The organism is Maribacter polysaccharolyticus, assembly GCF_028882255.1.
In the GTDB taxonomy this organism is placed as follows: Bacteria; Bacteroidota; Bacteroidia; order Flavobacteriales; family Flavobacteriaceae; genus Maribacter_A; species Maribacter_A polysaccharolyticus.
This window is the reverse complement of sequence record NZ_JARBUY010000001.1, coordinates 1,183,119-1,201,597: the sequence shown is the minus strand read 5'-3', so window position 1 is coordinate 1,201,597 and position 18,479 is coordinate 1,183,119. Positions and strand designations below refer to the sequence as shown.

Sequence of the window (18,479 nt, the reverse complement as noted above, 5' to 3'; positions counted from 1 at the left end):
TACTTTGGAAAAGACGCTGTATTTTATTCTAATTAATTATTCTGATTCCTTCGGTATTGATTTTGGATATGTGGATATCATGATCGATCCCGATTTTTTCGTATACCGCCATCATTGAATCCCCAACTTTCTTGGCGGTTTCGGCTCCTCGGCTAAATGCGAAAATCGAGGGTCCGGAGCCGGAAATACCACACCCCAAAGCTCCTGAAGCCAACGCCCCTTTCTTAACGTCTTGGAAACCGGGGATAAGTATAGATCGTATGGGTTCTACAATATGGTCTTCCAATGAACGGCCTATCAAGTCATAATCCTCAGTGAACAGTCCGGCGATAAGTCCACCTAAATTCCCCCATTGTTTTATGCCTTCTTTTAAGGTAATATGGGCCTTTAGGATTTTCCGTGAATCGGATGTCTTGATTTCTATCTGGGGATGGATTACCGTAGCGAACAATTCCGATGGACTAGCGATCGGAATAATGTCCAAGGGTTCATAACTGCGTACCAGGGTAAATCCGCCAAAAAGGGCAGGGGCTACATTGTCTGCGTGGGCAACGCCACTGGCCAATCGTTCCCCTTCCATTGCGAATTCGACCAATTTGGAAGTTGGGAACGGGTTGCCCAATAATCGGTTCATGGCCCAGACGGCACCTGTAGAACTGGCGGCACTGCTGCCGATACCACTTCCCGCTTTGATTTTTTTATAAATCTCGATCTCAAAACCACCGTCAAAATCACTTTCGGCCAAAAAGGCCAATCCTGCAACCCCGGCTACATTTTTATCGGTTTCCATCGGCAGGTCCTGACCTTCCAATTTGGTGATACGGATGCCTTTATGGGCCACTTTGCGAATGATCATTTCGTCTCCTACCGAGTCCAATGCCACTCCAAGCACATCAAAGCCACAGGAAATGTTGGCAATGGTAGCCGGACAGAATATTTTCAGTTCCTCCATCTTTAATAATTTCCGATTCTTACTATGTCGGCAAAAATACCCGAAGCCGTAACATCCGCACCCGCACCCGCACCTTTGACGATCAAAGGTTGGTTGGGGTAGCGCTCTGTATAGAACAATACGATATTGTCACTGCCCTCAAGGTTATAAAAATCGTGTCCTTTGGGAATTTCCTGCAAACCTACACTCGCCTTTCCATCTTCGAATTGGGCCACATATTTTAGTCTACTGTCGTGGTCCACCGCTTTTTTGTAAAGCTCTTGAAAAGAAGGTTCGTGGGTTTTCAGGGTCGCATAAAAATCCTCGTTGTTTGTCGTGTCCAAACTTTCTTGGGGTAAGAATGCATTGTTCTGTATGTCCTCGATTTCCAATTGGTTACCACTTTCCCTTGCAAGTATGAGGATTTTCCGCATTACGTCGATACCGCTTAAATCTATTTTTGGGTCGGGTTCGGTATACCCTTCTTTTTGGGCTTGTTGTACCACATCATGAAAGGTGGTCTTATCATTGAAATTATTGAATACAAAATTCAGGCTACCCGAAAGTACGGCCTGTATTTTCAGTACTTTGTCCCCTGAAGCGATGAGGTGCTTAAGGGTGTCAATGATCGGTAACCCGGCACCAACATTGGTTTCGAATAAGAATGGGGCGTTATAAGTTCTTGCCAATTGTTTAAGGTGTAGGTAATTTGAGTAATTGGATGAACAGGCGATCTTATTGCAGGTAACTACCGAAATACTATTGCTTAGGTAGGAACTATAGGTGTTCGAAACTTCCTCACTGGCCGTATTGTCTACAAAAATACTGTTGCGATAATTCAGTTTTTTCACCATTTCGAAGAATTTGGCCTTGTCCGATTTTTCCCCGTTGGCTAAAAGGGTTTCCCAGTTTTTTAAAGGAATTCCGTCTTCATCGAAAACCATGGCTCTGGAGTTGGAAATACCTATGACCCTGACATTCAATTTCAGGTTTTCTTTGAGGTATTTTTTTTGTTGATGGATTTGGTTCAGGAACTTGCCACCTACATTACCCACTCCCATTACGAAGAGGTTCAGTTGTTTTATGTTCTCCTCAAAGAATTCTTCGTGAAGTGAGTTCAAAGCTTTTTTTACATCTTCCTTATTGATGACGGCCGAAATGTTCCGCTCAGAAGCTCCTTGGGCGATGGCCCTTATGTTCACATTGTTTTTTCCAAGGGTGCTGAACATTTTTCCACTCAGTCCTTGATGGCTTTTCATATTGTCCCCGACCAAAGCGATAATGGCCAGATCTTTCTCAACCACTACGGGATTTATTTTTCCACTACCCATTTCAAATTCAAAGGCATCGTTGACCGCTTGTTCGGCAAAATTCACATCATCTGCCGAAATACCCACGCAGATCGAATGTTCGGAAGAAGCCTGTGTGATCAGTACGACACTGATGTTCGACTGGAAAAGCACTTCGAAAAAACGTTTTGATATTCCGGGTATGCCTACCATTCCAGGGCCTTCCAGGGATAATAGGGCGATGTTTTCCACGTGGGTTATGCCTCTTACGGTCTTCCCTTTTTCGTTTTTGTTCTTGGTAATGATCGTACCTTCATTCCCTGGGTCAAAGGTATTTTTGATTTGAATTGAAATTCCTTTTGCCAATACGGGTTGAATGGTTGGGGGGTACAATACCTTGGCGCCAAAATGGGAAAGTTCCATGGCTTCCTGATAAGAGATATGCGGAATGGCCTTTGCTTGCTTTACCAGTTTTGGGTTCGCGGTATACATCCCACTTACATCGGTCCATATTTCCAATAATTCCGCATTTACGGCGGCTGCCACAATAGCTGCTGTATAATCGGAACCTCCACGGCCCAAGGTGGTAGAATCGCCGTTTTCCGCAGATGCAATGAATCCGGCCATAACTACTACTTTATGGGGTGTTGTGGAAAAATAATCGAGACAAAGGGCATTGGTCGTTTTAAAGTCAACGACCGTTTTTCCGTTTACAGTATTGGTTTTGATGAGGTTGCGGCTGTCGGCATGGGCAACGTCCAACCCTTCTTCTTTAAAGAATTCCCCTATGATGTATGAAGAAAGTAATTCTCCGTAACTCACTATTTTGTCCGAAAGTTTAGGGGTGATCTCACCGATTAAGAAAGCACCTTCCAAAAGGGTTTCCAAAGTGTTCAATTCACTTTTGACCATACTCAATACCCTGCTTTGGGAAGCAATGGGAATAAGTTTTTTAATGGTTTCCAAATGCCTGTCTTCGATTTCCTTTAGAAACGATTTATAAGAATCGTCCTGTAAAGCGGCAAGATTTGCGGTATTCAATAAAAGATCCGTTATGCCTCCCAAGGCTGAAACTACGACGATGTTCTTGTCACTGTCGGAATTTGATACGATATTTTTTACTAAGGCTATGTTTTGGGCATTGGCAACCGAGGTGCCCCCGAATTTTAAAACTTTCATTATATAAATAGATTAACTGGTACTGGATTGTTGTAGGCGAAAAATCGCGAAAAATGGACGGATGGATATATATAGCATGTTACCCCAATGGGGTGGTACGCAAAATCGTAGTGTTGCATCCATTGGAGAATGGAAAGGATAAAATCGCTATGTTCGAAATGTTCAAAGGCATAGTTCGTTGTAAGTGTCAAAAGTAGTATTTTTGATCTGCTAATCAAACGTTTCTATTGATTTTTTCGGAAATCGCACAAAATAGCTTAAATTTTTTACGAAATGAAATTTTATACTGCCGGGCAAATCCATGCTGCCGATAAAGCTACCATTGAAAAACAGCAAATTACAAGCAACGAACTTATGGAACGTGCGGCCGTTCAACTGTTCAATTGGCTCCATTTGCGTATGCAGGGGGCGCAGGTAAAAATCCATCTTTTTTGTGGTATAGGCAATAATGGTGGGGATGGCATGGCCCTCGCAAGGCATTTAAAAGACCATGGCTATGATATAGCGGTATATGTGGTCGATTATAGCGAGAAACGTTCCAGGGACTTTTTGATTAATCTAGACCGACTTAAAGACCGTAAGATTTGGCCGGATTTTTTGGATAAAGGCAGTGATTTTGTTGAAATCGGAAAGGATGATATCATTATCGACGCGATTTTTGGCATTGGGCTCAATAGGTCCCCGGAGCCATGGGTAGCTGAACTCATTCAGCACTTGAATGCTTCGGGAGCATTCATATTGTCGGTCGATATCCCTTCCGGGGTATTTATGGATAGGGTCCTTGAAAATAAGGATGCGGCAATAAAAGCCAACCATGTATTGAGTTTTCAAGTGCCCAAATTGGTTTTCTTCTTACCCGAAACAGGGGTTTACAGCAATCAATGGGAAGTATTGGATATTGGGCTGGATCAGGAATTCCTTGCAGGGATGGAAACGGAATTTGAGTTGATAGGTAAGAATGAAGTGCTTCCCTTGTACATGCCTCGTGAAAAATTCTCACACAAAGGAAATTATGGACATGCTTTGATCATCGGGGGGAGTTATGGGAAAATCGGAGCGGTATCCCTTGCCGCCAAGGCTTCCTTGATCATTGGTAGTGGTTTGGTTACGGCCTATGTTCCCAAATGTGGATATGTTCCCCTTCAAACCGCTTTACCTGAGGTGATGGTGATTACCGATAAGAATGAAGCCCATATACAGGATATCGCATTGGATATACAACCAACGGTAATTGGCGTAGGTATAGGTATGGGGGTAGCCGCGGTAACGGGCGATGCCCTTTCGGAATATCTTGATACACAGGAAAAGGTTCCCATGGTTATTGATGCCGATGGATTGAATTTACTTTCAAAGCATAAGGTTTTACTTGAAAAATTGCCACCAAAGACGATTTTGACGCCCCATCCAAAGGAATTGAGTCGATTGATAGGGGATTGGAAAGATGATTTTGAGAAATTAAAAAAGGTAAAGGCCTTTTCGAAAGAACATGATGTTATTGTTGTGATTAAAGGGGCACATACCATTACGGTGTATGGCAACCTCGGTTATGTGAATACAACCGGTAATCCTGGAATGGCAACTGCGGGAAGCGGGGATGTTTTAACGGGGGTCATCACCGGATTGGTGGCCCAAGGGTACGAGCCCTTGAATGCGGCTGTTTTCGGGGTCTATCTGCACGGTAGGGCGGGGGATATCGCATTGGAACAAACAGGGTACCAGGCGTTGACGGCGTCGAAGGTAATCGAAGCGTTGGGTAAGGCGTTTATCGATTTGTTTGAAATGCCCGAATCTTCAGGGGAAACGGGTTCCAATGATACCCAACCATAAAATGAGGGTGTTCTAGATGTTTATTTGGCTGTTTTGATTCTTTTTTTGACCCACACCAAGGCGTTGTCGTATTCAATAAAGAACTTCATGGGTTTCCTGTAGAATAACTTTTCGATTTTGAAGTTGTGCATATCTATTTCCTTGACCGAAACAATGGCAAAGGCTTTCATATTGTCCATTTTCCTTAAATACGTATAGATCATGGGGTCAATGGCATAGGAGTTTTTGCGAAGACTTATGTATCCAAAGGGTTTGCCCTTAAAATGGATTTCCGATATGCCTATGATCTGGTATACCCTTTCAAGGGTCAAGGAGGCTCCTGCCTCAAATTTTGCTACCATGTAGTTATCATAAACCTGTATTACCCCTATGTCTAAATTATATTCCCTAACAATAATGGTTTTTTTCGATTGTCCCACGTTCATTTCATGTAATTTATAGTGTCTGAAACGAATGTATATTTTAACGTTTTGAATAAACAAAATACTAGATTAAAGGCTCAAATATCGTGTATACTGCCAATGTCGGTAATTTAGAGGGGTGTGTCCCTTGCTTTTCCAAGGGGTGCAAAAAAAAAGGGAGTCACGTTTCGTGACTCCCTTTTTTTAATGCAATCTGTACTTATGAATTCGGTTTTTCGATTTTTCCAGCCTTTTTTATTTTGATGGTCAGGCCTTCGTTCTTCTTATCCAAATCCATGAAAATGCTGTCCCCTTCATCGAGTTTCGAGTTAACGATCTCCTCGGCCAGGGCATCTTCAATGTATTTCTGAATGGCTCTTTTTAGAGGTCGGGCACCATATTGTTTGTCAAAGCCTTTTTCGGCAATATAATCCTTGGCCTTATCGGTTAGGTTCAAGTGGTAGCCAATATCCTTGATCCTGGAATAAAGTTTGGCCAATTCTATGTCAATGATCATATGTATATCCTCTCTTTCCAAGGCGTTAAAGACGATGACGTCATCGATCCTATTCAAGAATTCGGGGGCGAATGCCTTTTTCAGGGCATTTTCAATCACACTTTTTTGATGCGAACTTGCCTGCGATTTTTTAGCGGCAGTACCGAAACCGACACCTTGTCCAAAATCTTTCAATTGTCGCGCACCGATATTCGAGGTCATAATGATGATCGTGTTCCTGAAATCAATTTTCCTTCCAAGGCTATCCGTTATGAATCCGTCATCCAATACTTGTAAAAGCATGTTGAATACATCGGGGTGGGCCTTTTCAACTTCATCCAATAGGATGACCGAATATGGTTTGCGTCTTACCTTTTCGGTCAATTGTCCGCCTTCTTCGTACCCGACATATCCCGGAGGTGCACCTACCAATCTCGAAATGGCGAATTTCTCCATGTATTCACTCATGTCAATACGTATCAACGCATCTTCGGAATCGAACAATTCCTTGGCGAGTACTTTGGCCAATTGGGTTTTACCTACTCCGGTTTGTCCTAAGAATATAAACGAGCCTATGGGTTTGTTGGGGTCTTTTAATCCGGCCCGGTTCCTTTGGATCGCTTTGGCGACTTTCGCTACGGCCTCATCCTGACCTATGACATTCGATTTTATGAGGTTTGGAAGTTCTGCCAATTTGTTGCTCTCGGTCTGGGCGATCCTATTGACCGGAATACCGCTCATCATCGATACCACATCGGCAACATTCTCCTCATCTACGGTTTCTTTGTGCAACTTACTGTCCTCTTCCCATTTTTCTTGGGCACTGGCCAACTCTTTTTCCAATCTTTTCTCGTCGTCGCGCAACTTGGCCGCTTCTTCGTATTTCTGCTTTTTGACCACGCTGTTCTTCAGTTCCCGTACATCTTCCAACTGTTTTTCGAGTTCAAGAATCTGTTTGGGCACGTCCATATTTACGATATGTACCCGAGATCCGGCTTCATCCAAGGCGTCAATGGCCTTGTCTGGCAAAAATCTATCGGTCATGTAACGATTCGTCAATTTAACACAGGCTTTAATCGCTTCATCGGTATATTCCACATTGTGGTGTTCTTCATATTTTCCTTTGATGTTCTGAAGGATCTCGATGGTCTCGTCAACGGATGTGGGTTCTACAATGACCTTTTGGAATCTTCGTTCCAAGGCGCCGTCCTTTTCGATATACTGTCTGTATTCATCCAATGTGGTTGCACCGATACATTGTATTTCGCCCCTGGCCAATGCCGGTTTGAACATATTTGATGCATCTAGGCTTCCCGTGGCCCCACCGGCACCTACAATGGTGTGGATTTCATCTATAAAAAGAATGACGTCATCATTTTTTTCAAGCTCGTTCATTACGGCTTTCATCCGTTCTTCGAACTGGCCTCTGTATTTTGTTCCGGCCACAAGGGATGCCAAATCCAAGGTAACGACCCTTTTGTTGTAAAGTATACGCGATACTTTTTTGTTGATGATACGTAAGGCCAGACCTTCGGCAATGGCACTTTTACCAACTCCGGGTTCCCCGATCAATAACGGGTTGTTCTTTTTTCGTCGACTTAATATCTGGGATACCCTTTCGATTTCTTTTTCACGCCCCACTACAGGGTCCAATTTATTTTCTTCGGCCATTAGGGTCAGGTCCCTGCCGAAGTTGTCCAAGACCGGGGTCTTGGATTTTTTGCTTCCTTTTGGGCTCGAGGTGGTCCCGTAAGATCCTTCTTTCCCACTGCCGGTTTCGTCCGAGTCACTGGGGAAGGATTCTGAGGTTGGGGAATCCACAATATCGTCATCGCTTGTGATCATAAATTTGAATTGTTCTTTAACACCGTCGTAATCCACTTTCAATTTATGGAGTAACTTGGTGGTTGGGTCATTTTCATTTCTGAGAATGCACAATAATAAGTGCGCCGTATTGATTGAGGAACTTTGAAAAAGTTTCGCTTCAAGAAATGTCGTTTTTAAGGCACGTTCTGCCTGTCTTGTCAAATGAAGGTTCTTTTTGTCCTTTTGTACCCTATTGGGGTTTGGATTGGAAGGACTGAGGATTTCGACCTTTCTGCGTAAGTGGTCCAAATCAACATCCATGGCATCCAGGATACTTATCGCCTTGCCATTACCATCACGCAACAATCCCAACATCAAGTGTTCGGTACCGATAAAATCGTGTCCTAATCTTAATGCCTCCTCCTTGCTATACGCAATTACATCCTTTACCCGGGGTGAGAAATTATCATCCATATATTATCCTTTCAACAATAAAATTAGTAAAACTATCCTAATCTAGACCAATTACCATACCTAATAATCGTTAAACATAGTCTAAATGTCGAAAAAAGCCGTTATTTACAAAATAATTAACAATCGAATTATCAACTGAAAAGCGATAAAAGCGTGTTAATAAATTATTGGATAAAGTATTCGATATACGTGCTGAAACCTGTTAAAATGCGTATATTGCCATGCTTTTTTAAACAAGTTAAATAGATAAAAATTAGAATGGCAGAAGGAGAAAAATTGATTCCTATCAACATTGAAGACGAAATGAAGTCTGCCTACATTGATTATTCAATGTCGGTCATTGTGTCACGTGCCTTGCCGGATGTCAGGGATGGATTGAAACCTGTTCACAGAAGGGTACTTTACGGTATGCATGAATTGGGGGTTCGGTCAAACAGTGCGCACAAAAAATCGGCTCGTATCGTAGGGGAGGTCCTAGGTAAGTACCATCCCCACGGCGACACTTCGGTCTACGACACCATGGTGCGTATGGCCCAAGAATGGAGCTTGCGTTATATGTTGGTCGATGGTCAAGGTAACTTTGGGTCTATAGATGGGGATAGCCCTGCAGCCATGCGATATACCGAAGCCAGGATGCGTAAGATCGCGGACGATATGCTTATCGATATCGATAAGGATACGGTGGACCATCAATTGAATTTTGATGATTCCCTCCAAGAACCTACCGTCTTGCCTACCCGGATTCCCAATTTGTTGGTGAACGGGGCTTCCGGTATTGCAGTTGGTATGGCCACCAATATGGCACCACACAATCTTTCCGAGGTTGTTGATGGTACGGTAGCCTATATTGAAAACAACGATATTGAAATTGATGAATTGATCACCCATATAAAAGCACCTGATTTTCCTACGGGAGGTGTTATTTACGGTTATGATGGGGTCAAAGAGGCCTTCCATACGGGACGTGGACGGGTGAAAATCCGGGCAAAAGCCAGAGTGGAGGAGGTCCAAGGACGGGAGTGTATCATCGTTACCGAGATTCCTTACCAGGTCAATAAGGCCGATATGATCAAGAAGACGGCCGACTTGGTAAATGATAAGAAAATAGAGGGAATTTCATCCATTCGTGATGAATCGGATAGGAATGGAATGCGCATCGTATATATCCTTAAAAGGGATGCCATTCCGAATATCGTATTGAATACCTTATATAAATATACACCACTCCAGTCTTCGTTCAGTGTAAATAACATTGCCTTGGTGAATGGTAGGCCACAGATGCTTAATGTTAAGGAGATGATCCATTATTTTGTGGAGCATAGGCATGAAGTAGTGGTCAGAAGAACTAAGTACGAACTGAAAAAAGCCGAAGATCGGGCGCATATCCTTGAAGGGTTGATCATTGCCTCGGACAATATCGATGAGGTGATCGCCATCATTAGGGCTTCTTCAAATGCCGATGAGGCAAGGGAGAACTTGATGGAACGCTTTAAATTGACCGAGATCCAAGCCAAGGCGATCGTGGAAATGAGACTTCGTCAGCTAACGGGTCTTGAACAGGACAAATTACGGTCGGAATACGACGAAATCATCAAGACCATTGCTGATTTAAAGGATATCCTAGAGCGCAAAGAGCGCAGAATGCAGATTATTAAGGACGAGCTTTTAGAGGTCAAGGAAAAATATGGTGATGAAAGACGTTCAGAGATAAACTTCGCCGGTGGGGATTTGAGTATGGAGGACATGATTCCTGATGAGCAAGTGGTTATAACCATTTCCCATGCAGGCTATATCAAAAGAACCCCTCTTTCGGAATATAAGACCCAACATAGAGGTGGCGTGGGTCAAAAAGCTTCGTCAACCCGGAATGAGGATTTCTTGGAACATTTGTTCGTAGGGACCAACCACCAGTATATGTTGTTCTTTACCCAAAAAGGAAAATGTTTCTGGATGCGTGTTTTCGAAATCCCAGAGGGTAGTAGGACTTCAAAAGGAAGGGCCATTCAGAATCTGATCAACATAGAACAGGATGACAAGGTCAAGGCCTTTATATGTACCCAGGATCTTAAGGATGAGGAATATGTTAATAGCCATTATGTGATCATGGCGACCAAAAAAGGTACGGTCAAGAAAACATCCTTGGAGCAATATTCCAGACCACGTCAAAACGGGATCAATGCCATAAGTATAAAAGATGGCGACGAATTGTTGGAAGCCAAATTAACGACGGGTACAAGTCAGATTTTCTTAGGTTTGAAATCGGGTAAGGCCATTAGGTTCGAAGAAGGAAAAACAAGACCTATGGGGAGGAATGCTTCCGGAGTACGGGGTATTCGTTTGGCCGATGATAATGATGAGGTCATAGGAATGGTTTCCGTACATGATTTGGAAGAGGAAATTCTCGTGGTATCCGAAAACGGATACGGTAAACGTTCGAGTATCGATGACTATAGGATTACCAATAGGGGAGGTAAAGGGGTCAAGACCATATCCATTACCGAAAAGACCGGTGGACTTGTGGCCATTAAAAACGTTTCCGATTCAGATGACTTAATGATCATCAATAAATCCGGTATCGCTATTCGAATGAGTGTGGAAGACCTACGCGTCATGGGTAGGGCCACACAAGGGGTTAAACTGATAAACATCAAGGGTAACGATAGTATTGCTGCGGTAGCTAAAGTGATGAAGGACGATGAAGCCGTAGAGGAGGCCGATATCATGGATATAGAGGTTAAACCTGAAAACGGCACGGCTATTGATAATGATGATACCGAAGAAACAAAAGAGTAATCAATAAACACTAAATATTATAATTAAATCGAAATGAAGACTAAAATTTTTATACTTGCGGCCATGTCGTTTACGATGGTGGGGTTTGCGCAAAAAAATGAGATAAAGGCCGCGGAGAAAGCCTTGAAAGGTGGTGATGCGGCAGGGGCCAAAACTAGTTTGGAGGCTGCTGCAGGGGCTATTTCCGGAGCGGATGTCAAATTACAGGCACAATATTATTACCTAAAAGGAAAAGTCTATGCGGACTTGGCCAAAAAAGGCGATGATAGTGCTTTTGAAACGGCGATATCCTCTTACCAAAAAGCGAATGAGGTCGAAACCACCAGTGGCAAGCCCAAATATGGTAAAATGATCGAACAGGAATTGGCCGCCCTTGCAGGTGATATGGTAAATTCCGCTGTGGAGGATAACAGCAATAAGAAGTTCAAAGAGGCCGGAGAAAAACTTTATATGAGTTATAAGCTCAGCCCAAAAGATACCATTTACCTATATTATGCTGCGAGTAGTGCAGTAAATGGCGGTGAATATGAGCAGGCCTTATCGTACTATAACGAACTTAAGGAAGTTGATTTTGATGGAGGTGTCATCGAATACAAAGCTACGAACGTTGCCACCGGTGAACAAGAAGTAATGGATAAAGTACAAAGGGATTTGATGGTAAAGTCAGGAACCTACAAAGATCCAGTTGATGAAAAGGCGCCTTCGAAAAAAGCTGAAATCGTTAAAAATGTTGCTTTGATCTACACCCAATTGGGACAAGATGATAAGGCATTGGAAGCTTATAAGGAAGCGCGTGCCAACAACCCTAAGGATGTAAACCTTATCTTGAACGAAGCTAATCTACACTATAAATTAGGGGACAAGGAAAAATTCAAGGAATTAATGGCCGAAGCGGCAGCGGTTGCCCCTGATAATCCCGATTTACATTACAATATCGGTGTGATCAACATGGAGCAAGGTAATTTGGAAGAAGCGAGGGAGGCCTATAGAAAAGCCTTGGAAATCAATCCTGGATACACCAATGCCCAGTTGAACCTTTCGACTACCTACGTAAACGAAGGAAACGGTCTAATCGATGAAATGAATAGCTTGGGTAACTCTAGAGCCGATATTGCCCGTTACGATGAGTTGAAAAAGCAAAAAGACGATTTGTTCCAAGAAGGAGCCAATGTGTTGGAAGAGGCTTTGAAAACCAATCCGGACAACCAAGGAATCCTAACCCAATTGAAGAATATCTATGGGGCAATGGGAGACAATGAGAATTTCATGAGATTGAAAAAACTTTTAGGGGAGTAATCAATCCCTTACCATCATATAAAAAAAGTCCTGATAACAAATCAGGACTTTTTTTATATGATCTGTTTTATGACCCTAAGTTTATGGGTATAGGTCTTGGAATCGGTATTGAAAATTCCCGTATGGTCCAAACGGTCTATACGGACTTTACCAAAGGCGTGGATGATGTAATTGTTGTCCATGATAATGCCTACATGGTCAATGATGCCTTCATTATTATCGAAAAAGGCCAAATCCCCGGCTTCACTCTCTTCGATAAAACTTAATGCCGTGCCCTGGGTTGCTTGTTGGGTGGCACTTCGAAGAAGTTTGTATCCATTGATTTTGTATACCATTTGTGTAAACCCGGCAGCATCTATGCCAAAAGGGGTTTTTCCGCCCCATAAATAAGGGGTATTCAAATACTGCAAAGCGTTATCGATCAAGTTCGGCTTTTCCTGTTTTGATGCGATCAGCCCCCCTTCGTGGACATGTTCTTGATTTTTATGGAATACCGATCCCAGTACAACGGGTAAAAGGTTATTCTTGTCCGTCTCGATATAGGAAACCAAATCCGTGGTATAATGATGGGGATAGGCTTTTTTTTCCAATTCACGGTAGAGGCCCTCTTCGATAAAGGTTAGCTGTAGATTCTGTATCCATCCCTCACATTTGTCAAAAGCCGTACGTATTCTACTCCAATTTTTACGCTTTTCCAGGACCTTGAAATGCTCACCATATAATAATTGGGAAACCATCTCTGAGGTTTCTTCCGCACTGTATCTAATAGGAACGATGCTTAAATGACAAATACCGTATTGCATAGTTGATATTGCGGTAATAATTTAATTTCGCTCTAAAATCATGGCCGAAGCCCCGCCACCTCCATTGCATATGGCGGCAGCCCCGATTTTGGCATTTTGCTGTTCCAAGATATTTAAAAGGGTTATTAAAATACGGGCCCCGGAACATCCTAACGGATGCCCTAAAGAGACGGCACCCCCATTGATGTTTACTTTGGAATCGTTTAATCCCAGTAACTTCATGTTGGCCAAACCAACTACGGAGAATGCTTCGTTGAATTCAAAATAATCAACATCGTCAATGTCGATTCCGGCTTTGTCCAAGGCTTTGGGCAGGGCCTTGGCCGGTGATGTGGTAAACCATTCCGGGGCCTGTGCGGCATCGGCATAGCTTTTTATGGTTGCCAAGGGGGTAAGTTTCAATTCCTTGGCTTTCTCCAAACTCATCAGCACCAAGGCAGCGGCACCATCATTGATGGTGGATGCGTTTGCGGCTGTAACCGTACCATCTTTGGTAAATGCAGGACGTAAGCTGGGAATTTTATCAAAGTTCACATTTTTGAATTCCTCATCTTGCGAAACTATTTTAGGCTCCCCTCTCCTTTGGGGCACTTCGACGGGGATGACTTCCTTTTCGAACTTACCTGTTTCCCAGGCTTCTGCCGACCTTTTATAAGACTTTAGGGCAAAGTTGTCCTGGTCTTCACGAGAGAATTTATATTCAGCGGCACATGCATCGGCACATACACCCATTGCATTTTGGTCATAGGCATCTACGAGTCCGTCTTTTTGCATACCATCAACGAAAGTGACCGGACCGAATTTCGTACCGGTCCTTAGGTGTGCATAATGGGGGATAAGGCTCATATTTTCCATTCCCCCCGCTACGGCAATCGAGATATCCCCCAAAGCAATCGCTTGGGCGGCCTGCATTACCGATTTCATTCCGGAGGCACAAACTTTGTTCACTGTGGTGCAGGGCACGGTATCGGGAATTCCCGCGTATATGGCGGCTTGCCTTGCAGGGGCTTGGCCTGTGCCTGCTTGAACGACATTGCCCATTAAAACCTCGTCTACCAATTTGGGGTCTAAACCGATTTTTTCCAATGCCCCTTTAATGGCGATGGCACCTAATTTGGGAGCGGGCATCGTGGATAGCCCGCCCATAAAACTACCAATGGGTGTTCGTACTGCGGATACAATGACAACATCGTTCATAACTAAATGTTTTTATTATTGCGAAATTAATAAATTAATGTGCAATCAATGGGGATGTTGTGGCAAAAGGTCTATTATATTTTCTATTTTTGATGGTAGATATGAATTAGAAACGAGATTATTGGACCGAATTTACAAAAATCAATCCCTCATATATAAATACTTCCTATACGTAGTGTCTGTTTTTTGTATTGTGTTCTTTTTTCCGAAAGGAGGTAAGTTCAAATACGAATTCCAAAAAGGCAAACCATGGCAATATGAGAACCTATATGCCCCATTTGATTTTTCGGTAAAAAAGACCCAAGAGGAGATTTCAGCCGAAAAACAAAAGATCGTTGAGGGTCAATTGCATTATTATCGTTTTAATGAAGCAACGGCCGAAGCCGTATATCTGGATTATGAGTCTGAATTCGCAAAGACATTTCCGTCAAAAGAACATAGCGCATCGGAATTGGCCATATTGGAAAAAACCGGACGCGAACTTCTCGATAGGATCTATGAAAAAGGAATCCTGGAAAAAATGAATTCCGATGATATCGGAAAACAGGTATATCTTATTAAGCAGAACGAGGCCCATCAAATCAACTATGATGACCTTTATAGGGTTCGCGATGTTGAAGGGATTGTACAAAGGGTATTGGAAAAAGAAAACCTGGGGTCGTTCACCAACGCATTTCAGTCGCTTTTTTTCGACCTGATCAAGCCCAATGTGTCTTATGATGATAATCTTTCCCAAAAGGCCTTGGATGAAGAACTTTCGAAATTATCCTTGACAAGGGGAGCCATTGATGAAGGTAAGCTGATCATTGCCAAAGGAGAGGTGGTCGAATCGGAGAATTATTTGATCTTGGAGTCCTTGAAAGACGAGTTCGAATCGGAACTTTGGGCCTCCAATAATTACTATTATATCTTGTCGGGATATACGGTACTTGTTGCACTGGTGCTCATGATGCTCTTTCTCTTTCTTAAAAAGTACAGGGATGAAATCTTTGAAAACGGTACCAAGGTAACCTTTATCTTTATAAACATACTTGTTATGGTATTTGTGACCACCATTGTGGTCAAATACAATGAAGCCTATGTTTTTGTGGTCCCATTGTGTATTCTTCCCCTTATCCTGAAAACTTTTTTTGATGCGCGATTGGGGCTTTTCGTACATGTACTTACGGTATTGATCTTAGGTTTTGTGGTCCCGAATAGTTTTGAGTATATCTTTATCCAAATCATTGCCGGGATCGTAACCATACTAACGGTGTCCGAGTTGTACAAAAGGGCGAACCTGTTTATTTCGGTGGGGCAGATCACTTTGATATATATCGTTGCCTATTTGGCCTTCCATATAATCCATGAGGGGAATTTGGATAATATCATTTGGCTGACCTTAGGCCTATTTTTGTTGAATGGTATGATCACTTTGTTCGTACAACCGCTGATCTATATCTATGAAAAGATATTCGGGTTGGTATCGGATGTTTCCTTGTTGGAATTGTCGGATACCAATTCAAAATTATTGAAAGAACTTTCGAATAAGGCACCGGGCACTTTCAACCATTCCCTACAAGTGGCGAATTTAGCGGAAGCGGCAGCCAATGAAATTGGAGCGAATGCCATGTTGGTGCGGGTGGGTGCCTTGTACCATGATATTGGGAAATTGGGGAACCCTACCTATTTTACCGAAAATCAAATTACAAACGCGAATCCCCACGATGACCTGGAACCTAAGGATAGCGCACGTATTATCATTGATCACGTGATCAAGGGGATTGAAATGGCCCGAAAGAACAATTTACCCGACAGGGTGATAGATTTTATTAGATGCCACCATGGCACCACCTTGGTCTATTATTTTTACACCAAACAAAAAGAAAAGGATGAAGGGGTAAATGAAGCGGACTTTAGGTATCCTGGTCCCACACCTTTTTCCAAGGAAACCGCCATCCTGATGATGGCGGATTCGGTAGAGGCGGCTTCAAAAAGTTTAAAGAATCCGACGTTTAAGGTCTTGGATGAATTCGTGGATAAGATCATCGGTGGCCAAATGGCCTCCAATCAATTCTTGAATGCGAACATTACCTTTATGGAAATAGAGACCATTAAGAAAATCTTTAAACAACGGTTAACGAACATCTATCATTTAAGGGTAGAATACCCAGAATAAGGCATTTGTAAAATTGATTGAAAAAAAGTCATTAAATAGTTGCTTTTTAGCATTGGAAAAATGTACATTTGCAACCGCTTAACAGCAAAAGTTCATTAAAAGATATTCAGGAGAGGTGCCGGAGTGGTAACGGAGCAGATTGCTAATCTGTCGACGCGTAAGTGTCGCATGGGTTCGAGTCCCATTCTCTCCGCAATTTTTTTGAAATGATAACCATCTCGGGGTGTAGCGTAGCCCGGTTATCGCGCCGCGTTTGGGACGCGGAGGTCGCAGGTTCGAATCCTGCCACCCCGACAATTTAACATATCAATTGTTACTAAAAACCTGTTAATCGTATGATTAGCAGGTTTTTGCGTTTTTTAAGGCATCAAATGAAATGATTTAATCCGTCAACAAAAGTCAACAAATCGGATAACAAAACGGATTTAACATTTGTGTTGACCTAATTGTTAAAATCGCCTTTTCGGTTCGGTAATAAAATGTATCTTTATAAGTGATTTGGCTTTCGTCTGATAACAAACTGTTGTTAACTAAAAGACGAAACAAATGAAAACATCCTCAACCTTCAGTATTTTGTTCTGGGCGGACTTCGCCAGGGCAAATGACAATCAAGCATCACTCTATGCTAGAATAACCGTAAACGGAAAACGATCTACCATCAGTCTAAAACGAAAGGTTTTGATATCTGATTGGGATGCCCATCGAAATAGAGCTCGTGGGAACAGTCAAAAATCCAGGGTACTCAACAGCTATTTGGATGAATCCTATACTTTTCTATTCGAGTGCTATCGGGAATTAAAAGCGGAACGTAAATTGATTACGGCACAAGCTGTCAAAGCGAGGTACTTTGGTGAAGATGACGATAACCGTTCCATTAAGGATATCATCAACTACCACAATGAGGATATGGAAGGCAAGCTGAAATGGGGTACCCAAAAGAACTACTTTACCACACAACGTTATATTTCCAAATTTCTTCAAAAATCATATAGGACTACCGATAAGTATTTACAGGAACTCGATTATGACTTCATTATAAAGTTCGAGAAGTATTTACGGAACTATATTCCGGAGGACCATCAAAAACCGATGGGCAACAATACCGTGATGAAGCATATTGAACGATTTAGGAAACTGATTAACTTATCACATAAGTTGGGGTGGATAGAGCGTGACCCATTTATCAATTTCAGATCCAAATTCATAAAAAAGGAACGTGGCTTTTTAAGTTTGGATGAACTTCTGGAAATCGAAAACAAGCAACTGACCATTGTGAGACTACAACAGGTAAGGGATTTGTTCGTTTTTAGTTGTTATACAAGTTTAAGTTATATCGATGTTATCCATTTGAGCGAGGATAATATCTGTACCGGTATTGACGGTGAACTATGGATTTATTACAGACGTGAAAAAACGACCAAACCCATACGCATACCGTTATTGCCTAAGGCTTTGGCCATTATCGAAAGATACAAGGGTAATCGGAAAGCCGTTTCCCAGGGCAGGTTGTTCCCTAAAATATCCAACCAAAAGCTCAACTCCTATTTGAAGGAAATTGCCGATGTCTGCGGCATTAAAAAGAACATAACGTTCCATATAGCTAGGCACACATTTGCTACCACCGTTACCTTGAGCAACGGAATGCCAATTGAAACGGTTTCAAAATTGTTGGGCCATTCCAAAATATCCACTACCCAGATTTATGCCAAGGTCATTGAACGTAAGGTAAGTGACGATATGCAAAGGTTGAGAACCCACTTCAATCAATTGGAAAGTGAGCCAACTTCCAAAACCCATCACAATGTATAACCTACTTTAAAGAGCAAACA

General features: G+C 42.5%; 11 protein-coding genes and 2 tRNA genes. 7 read left to right on the top strand and 6 right to left on the bottom strand.

Annotation, left to right across the window (positions count from 1 at the left end; genetic code table 11):
- Nucleotides 1–28 precede the first annotated feature (28 nt).
- Both PHU20_RS05070 and thrA read right to left on the bottom strand, forming a co-directional pair.
- A complete protein-coding gene (locus PHU20_RS05070; RefSeq protein WP_274824255.1) occupies nucleotides 29–952 on the bottom strand; it encodes a homoserine kinase in 924 nt (307 codons plus the stop codon).
- A 2-nt stretch (nucleotides 953–954) separates the two neighbouring features.
- Nucleotides 955–3,399: a bifunctional aspartate kinase/homoserine dehydrogenase I gene (gene thrA / locus PHU20_RS05065; RefSeq protein WP_274824254.1), complete on the bottom strand. Its 2,445-nt coding sequence runs from the start codon at nucleotides 3,397–3,399 to the stop codon at nucleotides 955–957.
- Between the two features lie 273 nt (nucleotides 3,400–3,672).
- Between thrA and PHU20_RS05060 the strand changes: the two genes are divergently transcribed.
- On the top strand, nucleotides 3,673–5,226 hold the full coding sequence (locus PHU20_RS05060; RefSeq protein ID WP_274824253.1) for an NAD(P)H-hydrate dehydratase: 1,554 nt from the start codon (nucleotides 3,673–3,675) through the stop codon (nucleotides 5,224–5,226).
- A gap of 20 nt (nucleotides 5,227–5,246) precedes the next feature.
- Here the strand turns inward: PHU20_RS05060 and PHU20_RS05055 are convergent, their stop codons facing one another.
- Complete coding sequence (locus PHU20_RS05055; RefSeq protein ID WP_274824252.1) at nucleotides 5,247–5,651, bottom strand: STAS/SEC14 domain-containing protein; 405 nt, start codon at nucleotides 5,649–5,651, stop codon at nucleotides 5,247–5,249.
- A gap of 196 nt (nucleotides 5,652–5,847) precedes the next feature.
- The gene (locus tag PHU20_RS05050) at nucleotides 5,848–8,403 is read right to left on the bottom strand and encodes an ATP-dependent Clp protease ATP-binding subunit (RefSeq protein ID WP_274824251.1); all 2,556 of its coding nucleotides are present in this window, start codon (nucleotides 8,401–8,403) and stop codon (nucleotides 5,848–5,850) included.
- A gap of 258 nt (nucleotides 8,404–8,661) precedes the next feature.
- On the opposite strand from PHU20_RS05050, the gene gyrA reads away from it, so the two are divergent.
- On the top strand, nucleotides 8,662–11,196 hold the full coding sequence (gene gyrA, locus PHU20_RS05045; RefSeq protein WP_274824250.1) for a DNA gyrase subunit A: 2,535 nt from the start codon (nucleotides 8,662–8,664) through the stop codon (nucleotides 11,194–11,196).
- A 33-nt stretch (nucleotides 11,197–11,229) separates the two neighbouring features.
- Nucleotides 11,230–12,492 carry a tetratricopeptide repeat protein gene (locus PHU20_RS05040; RefSeq protein WP_274824249.1) on the top strand — a complete coding sequence of 421 codons (1,263 nt, stop codon included), beginning with the start codon at nucleotides 11,230–11,232 and terminating at the stop codon, nucleotides 12,490–12,492.
- A 53-nt stretch (nucleotides 12,493–12,545) separates the two neighbouring features.
- Here the strand turns inward: PHU20_RS05040 and PHU20_RS05035 are convergent, their stop codons facing one another.
- Both PHU20_RS05035 and PHU20_RS05030 read right to left on the bottom strand, forming a co-directional pair.
- Complete coding sequence (locus tag PHU20_RS05035) at nucleotides 12,546–13,295, bottom strand: C40 family peptidase (RefSeq protein WP_274824248.1); 750 nt, start codon at nucleotides 13,293–13,295, stop codon at nucleotides 12,546–12,548.
- 21 nt (nucleotides 13,296–13,316) lie between these two features.
- A complete protein-coding gene (locus PHU20_RS05030; protein ID WP_274824247.1) occupies nucleotides 13,317–14,492 on the bottom strand; it encodes an acetyl-CoA C-acyltransferase in 1,176 nt (391 codons plus the stop codon).
- 121 nt (nucleotides 14,493–14,613) lie between these two features.
- On the opposite strand from PHU20_RS05030, the gene PHU20_RS05025 reads away from it, so the two are divergent.
- From PHU20_RS05025 to PHU20_RS05010, 4 genes are all read left to right on the top strand, one after another.
- A complete protein-coding gene (locus tag PHU20_RS05025) occupies nucleotides 14,614–16,650 on the top strand; it encodes an HD family phosphohydrolase (protein ID WP_274824246.1) in 2,037 nt (678 codons plus the stop codon).
- A gap of 109 nt (nucleotides 16,651–16,759) precedes the next feature.
- Nucleotides 16,760–16,843, top strand: a tRNA-Ser gene (locus PHU20_RS05020).
- A 26-nt stretch (nucleotides 16,844–16,869) separates the two neighbouring features.
- Nucleotides 16,870–16,944, top strand: a tRNA-Pro gene (locus PHU20_RS05015).
- A 252-nt stretch (nucleotides 16,945–17,196) separates the two neighbouring features.
- Nucleotides 17,197–18,459, top strand: coding sequence for a site-specific integrase (locus tag PHU20_RS05010; RefSeq protein WP_274824245.1), 1,263 nt, complete (start codon nucleotides 17,197–17,199; stop codon nucleotides 18,457–18,459).
- The last annotated feature ends 20 nt before the right edge of the window (nucleotides 18,460–18,479 follow it).

Coding starts and splice junctions, on each gene's coding strand:
- PHU20_RS05070 (WP_274824255.1), bottom strand. CDS start 952: ATGGAGGAACTGAAAATATTCTGTCCGGCTACCATTGCCAACATTTCC.
- thrA (WP_274824254.1), bottom strand. CDS start 3,399: ATGAAAGTTTTAAAATTCGGGGGCACCTCGGTTGCCAATGCCCAAAAC.
- PHU20_RS05060 (WP_274824253.1), top strand. CDS start 3,673: ATGAAATTTTATACTGCCGGGCAAATCCATGCTGCCGATAAAGCTACC.
- PHU20_RS05055 (WP_274824252.1), bottom strand. CDS start 5,651: ATGAACGTGGGACAATCGAAAAAAACCATTATTGTTAGGGAATATAAT.
- PHU20_RS05050 (WP_274824251.1), bottom strand. CDS start 8,403: ATGGATGATAATTTCTCACCCCGGGTAAAGGATGTAATTGCGTATAGC.
- gyrA (WP_274824250.1), top strand. CDS start 8,662: ATGGCAGAAGGAGAAAAATTGATTCCTATCAACATTGAAGACGAAATG.
- PHU20_RS05040 (WP_274824249.1), top strand. CDS start 11,230: ATGAAGACTAAAATTTTTATACTTGCGGCCATGTCGTTTACGATGGTG.
- PHU20_RS05035 (WP_274824248.1), bottom strand. CDS start 13,295: ATGCAATACGGTATTTGTCATTTAAGCATCGTTCCTATTAGATACAGT.
- PHU20_RS05030 (WP_274824247.1), bottom strand. CDS start 14,492: ATGAACGATGTTGTCATTGTATCCGCAGTACGAACACCCATTGGTAGT.
- PHU20_RS05010 (WP_274824245.1), top strand. CDS start 17,197: ATGAAAACATCCTCAACCTTCAGTATTTTGTTCTGGGCGGACTTCGCC.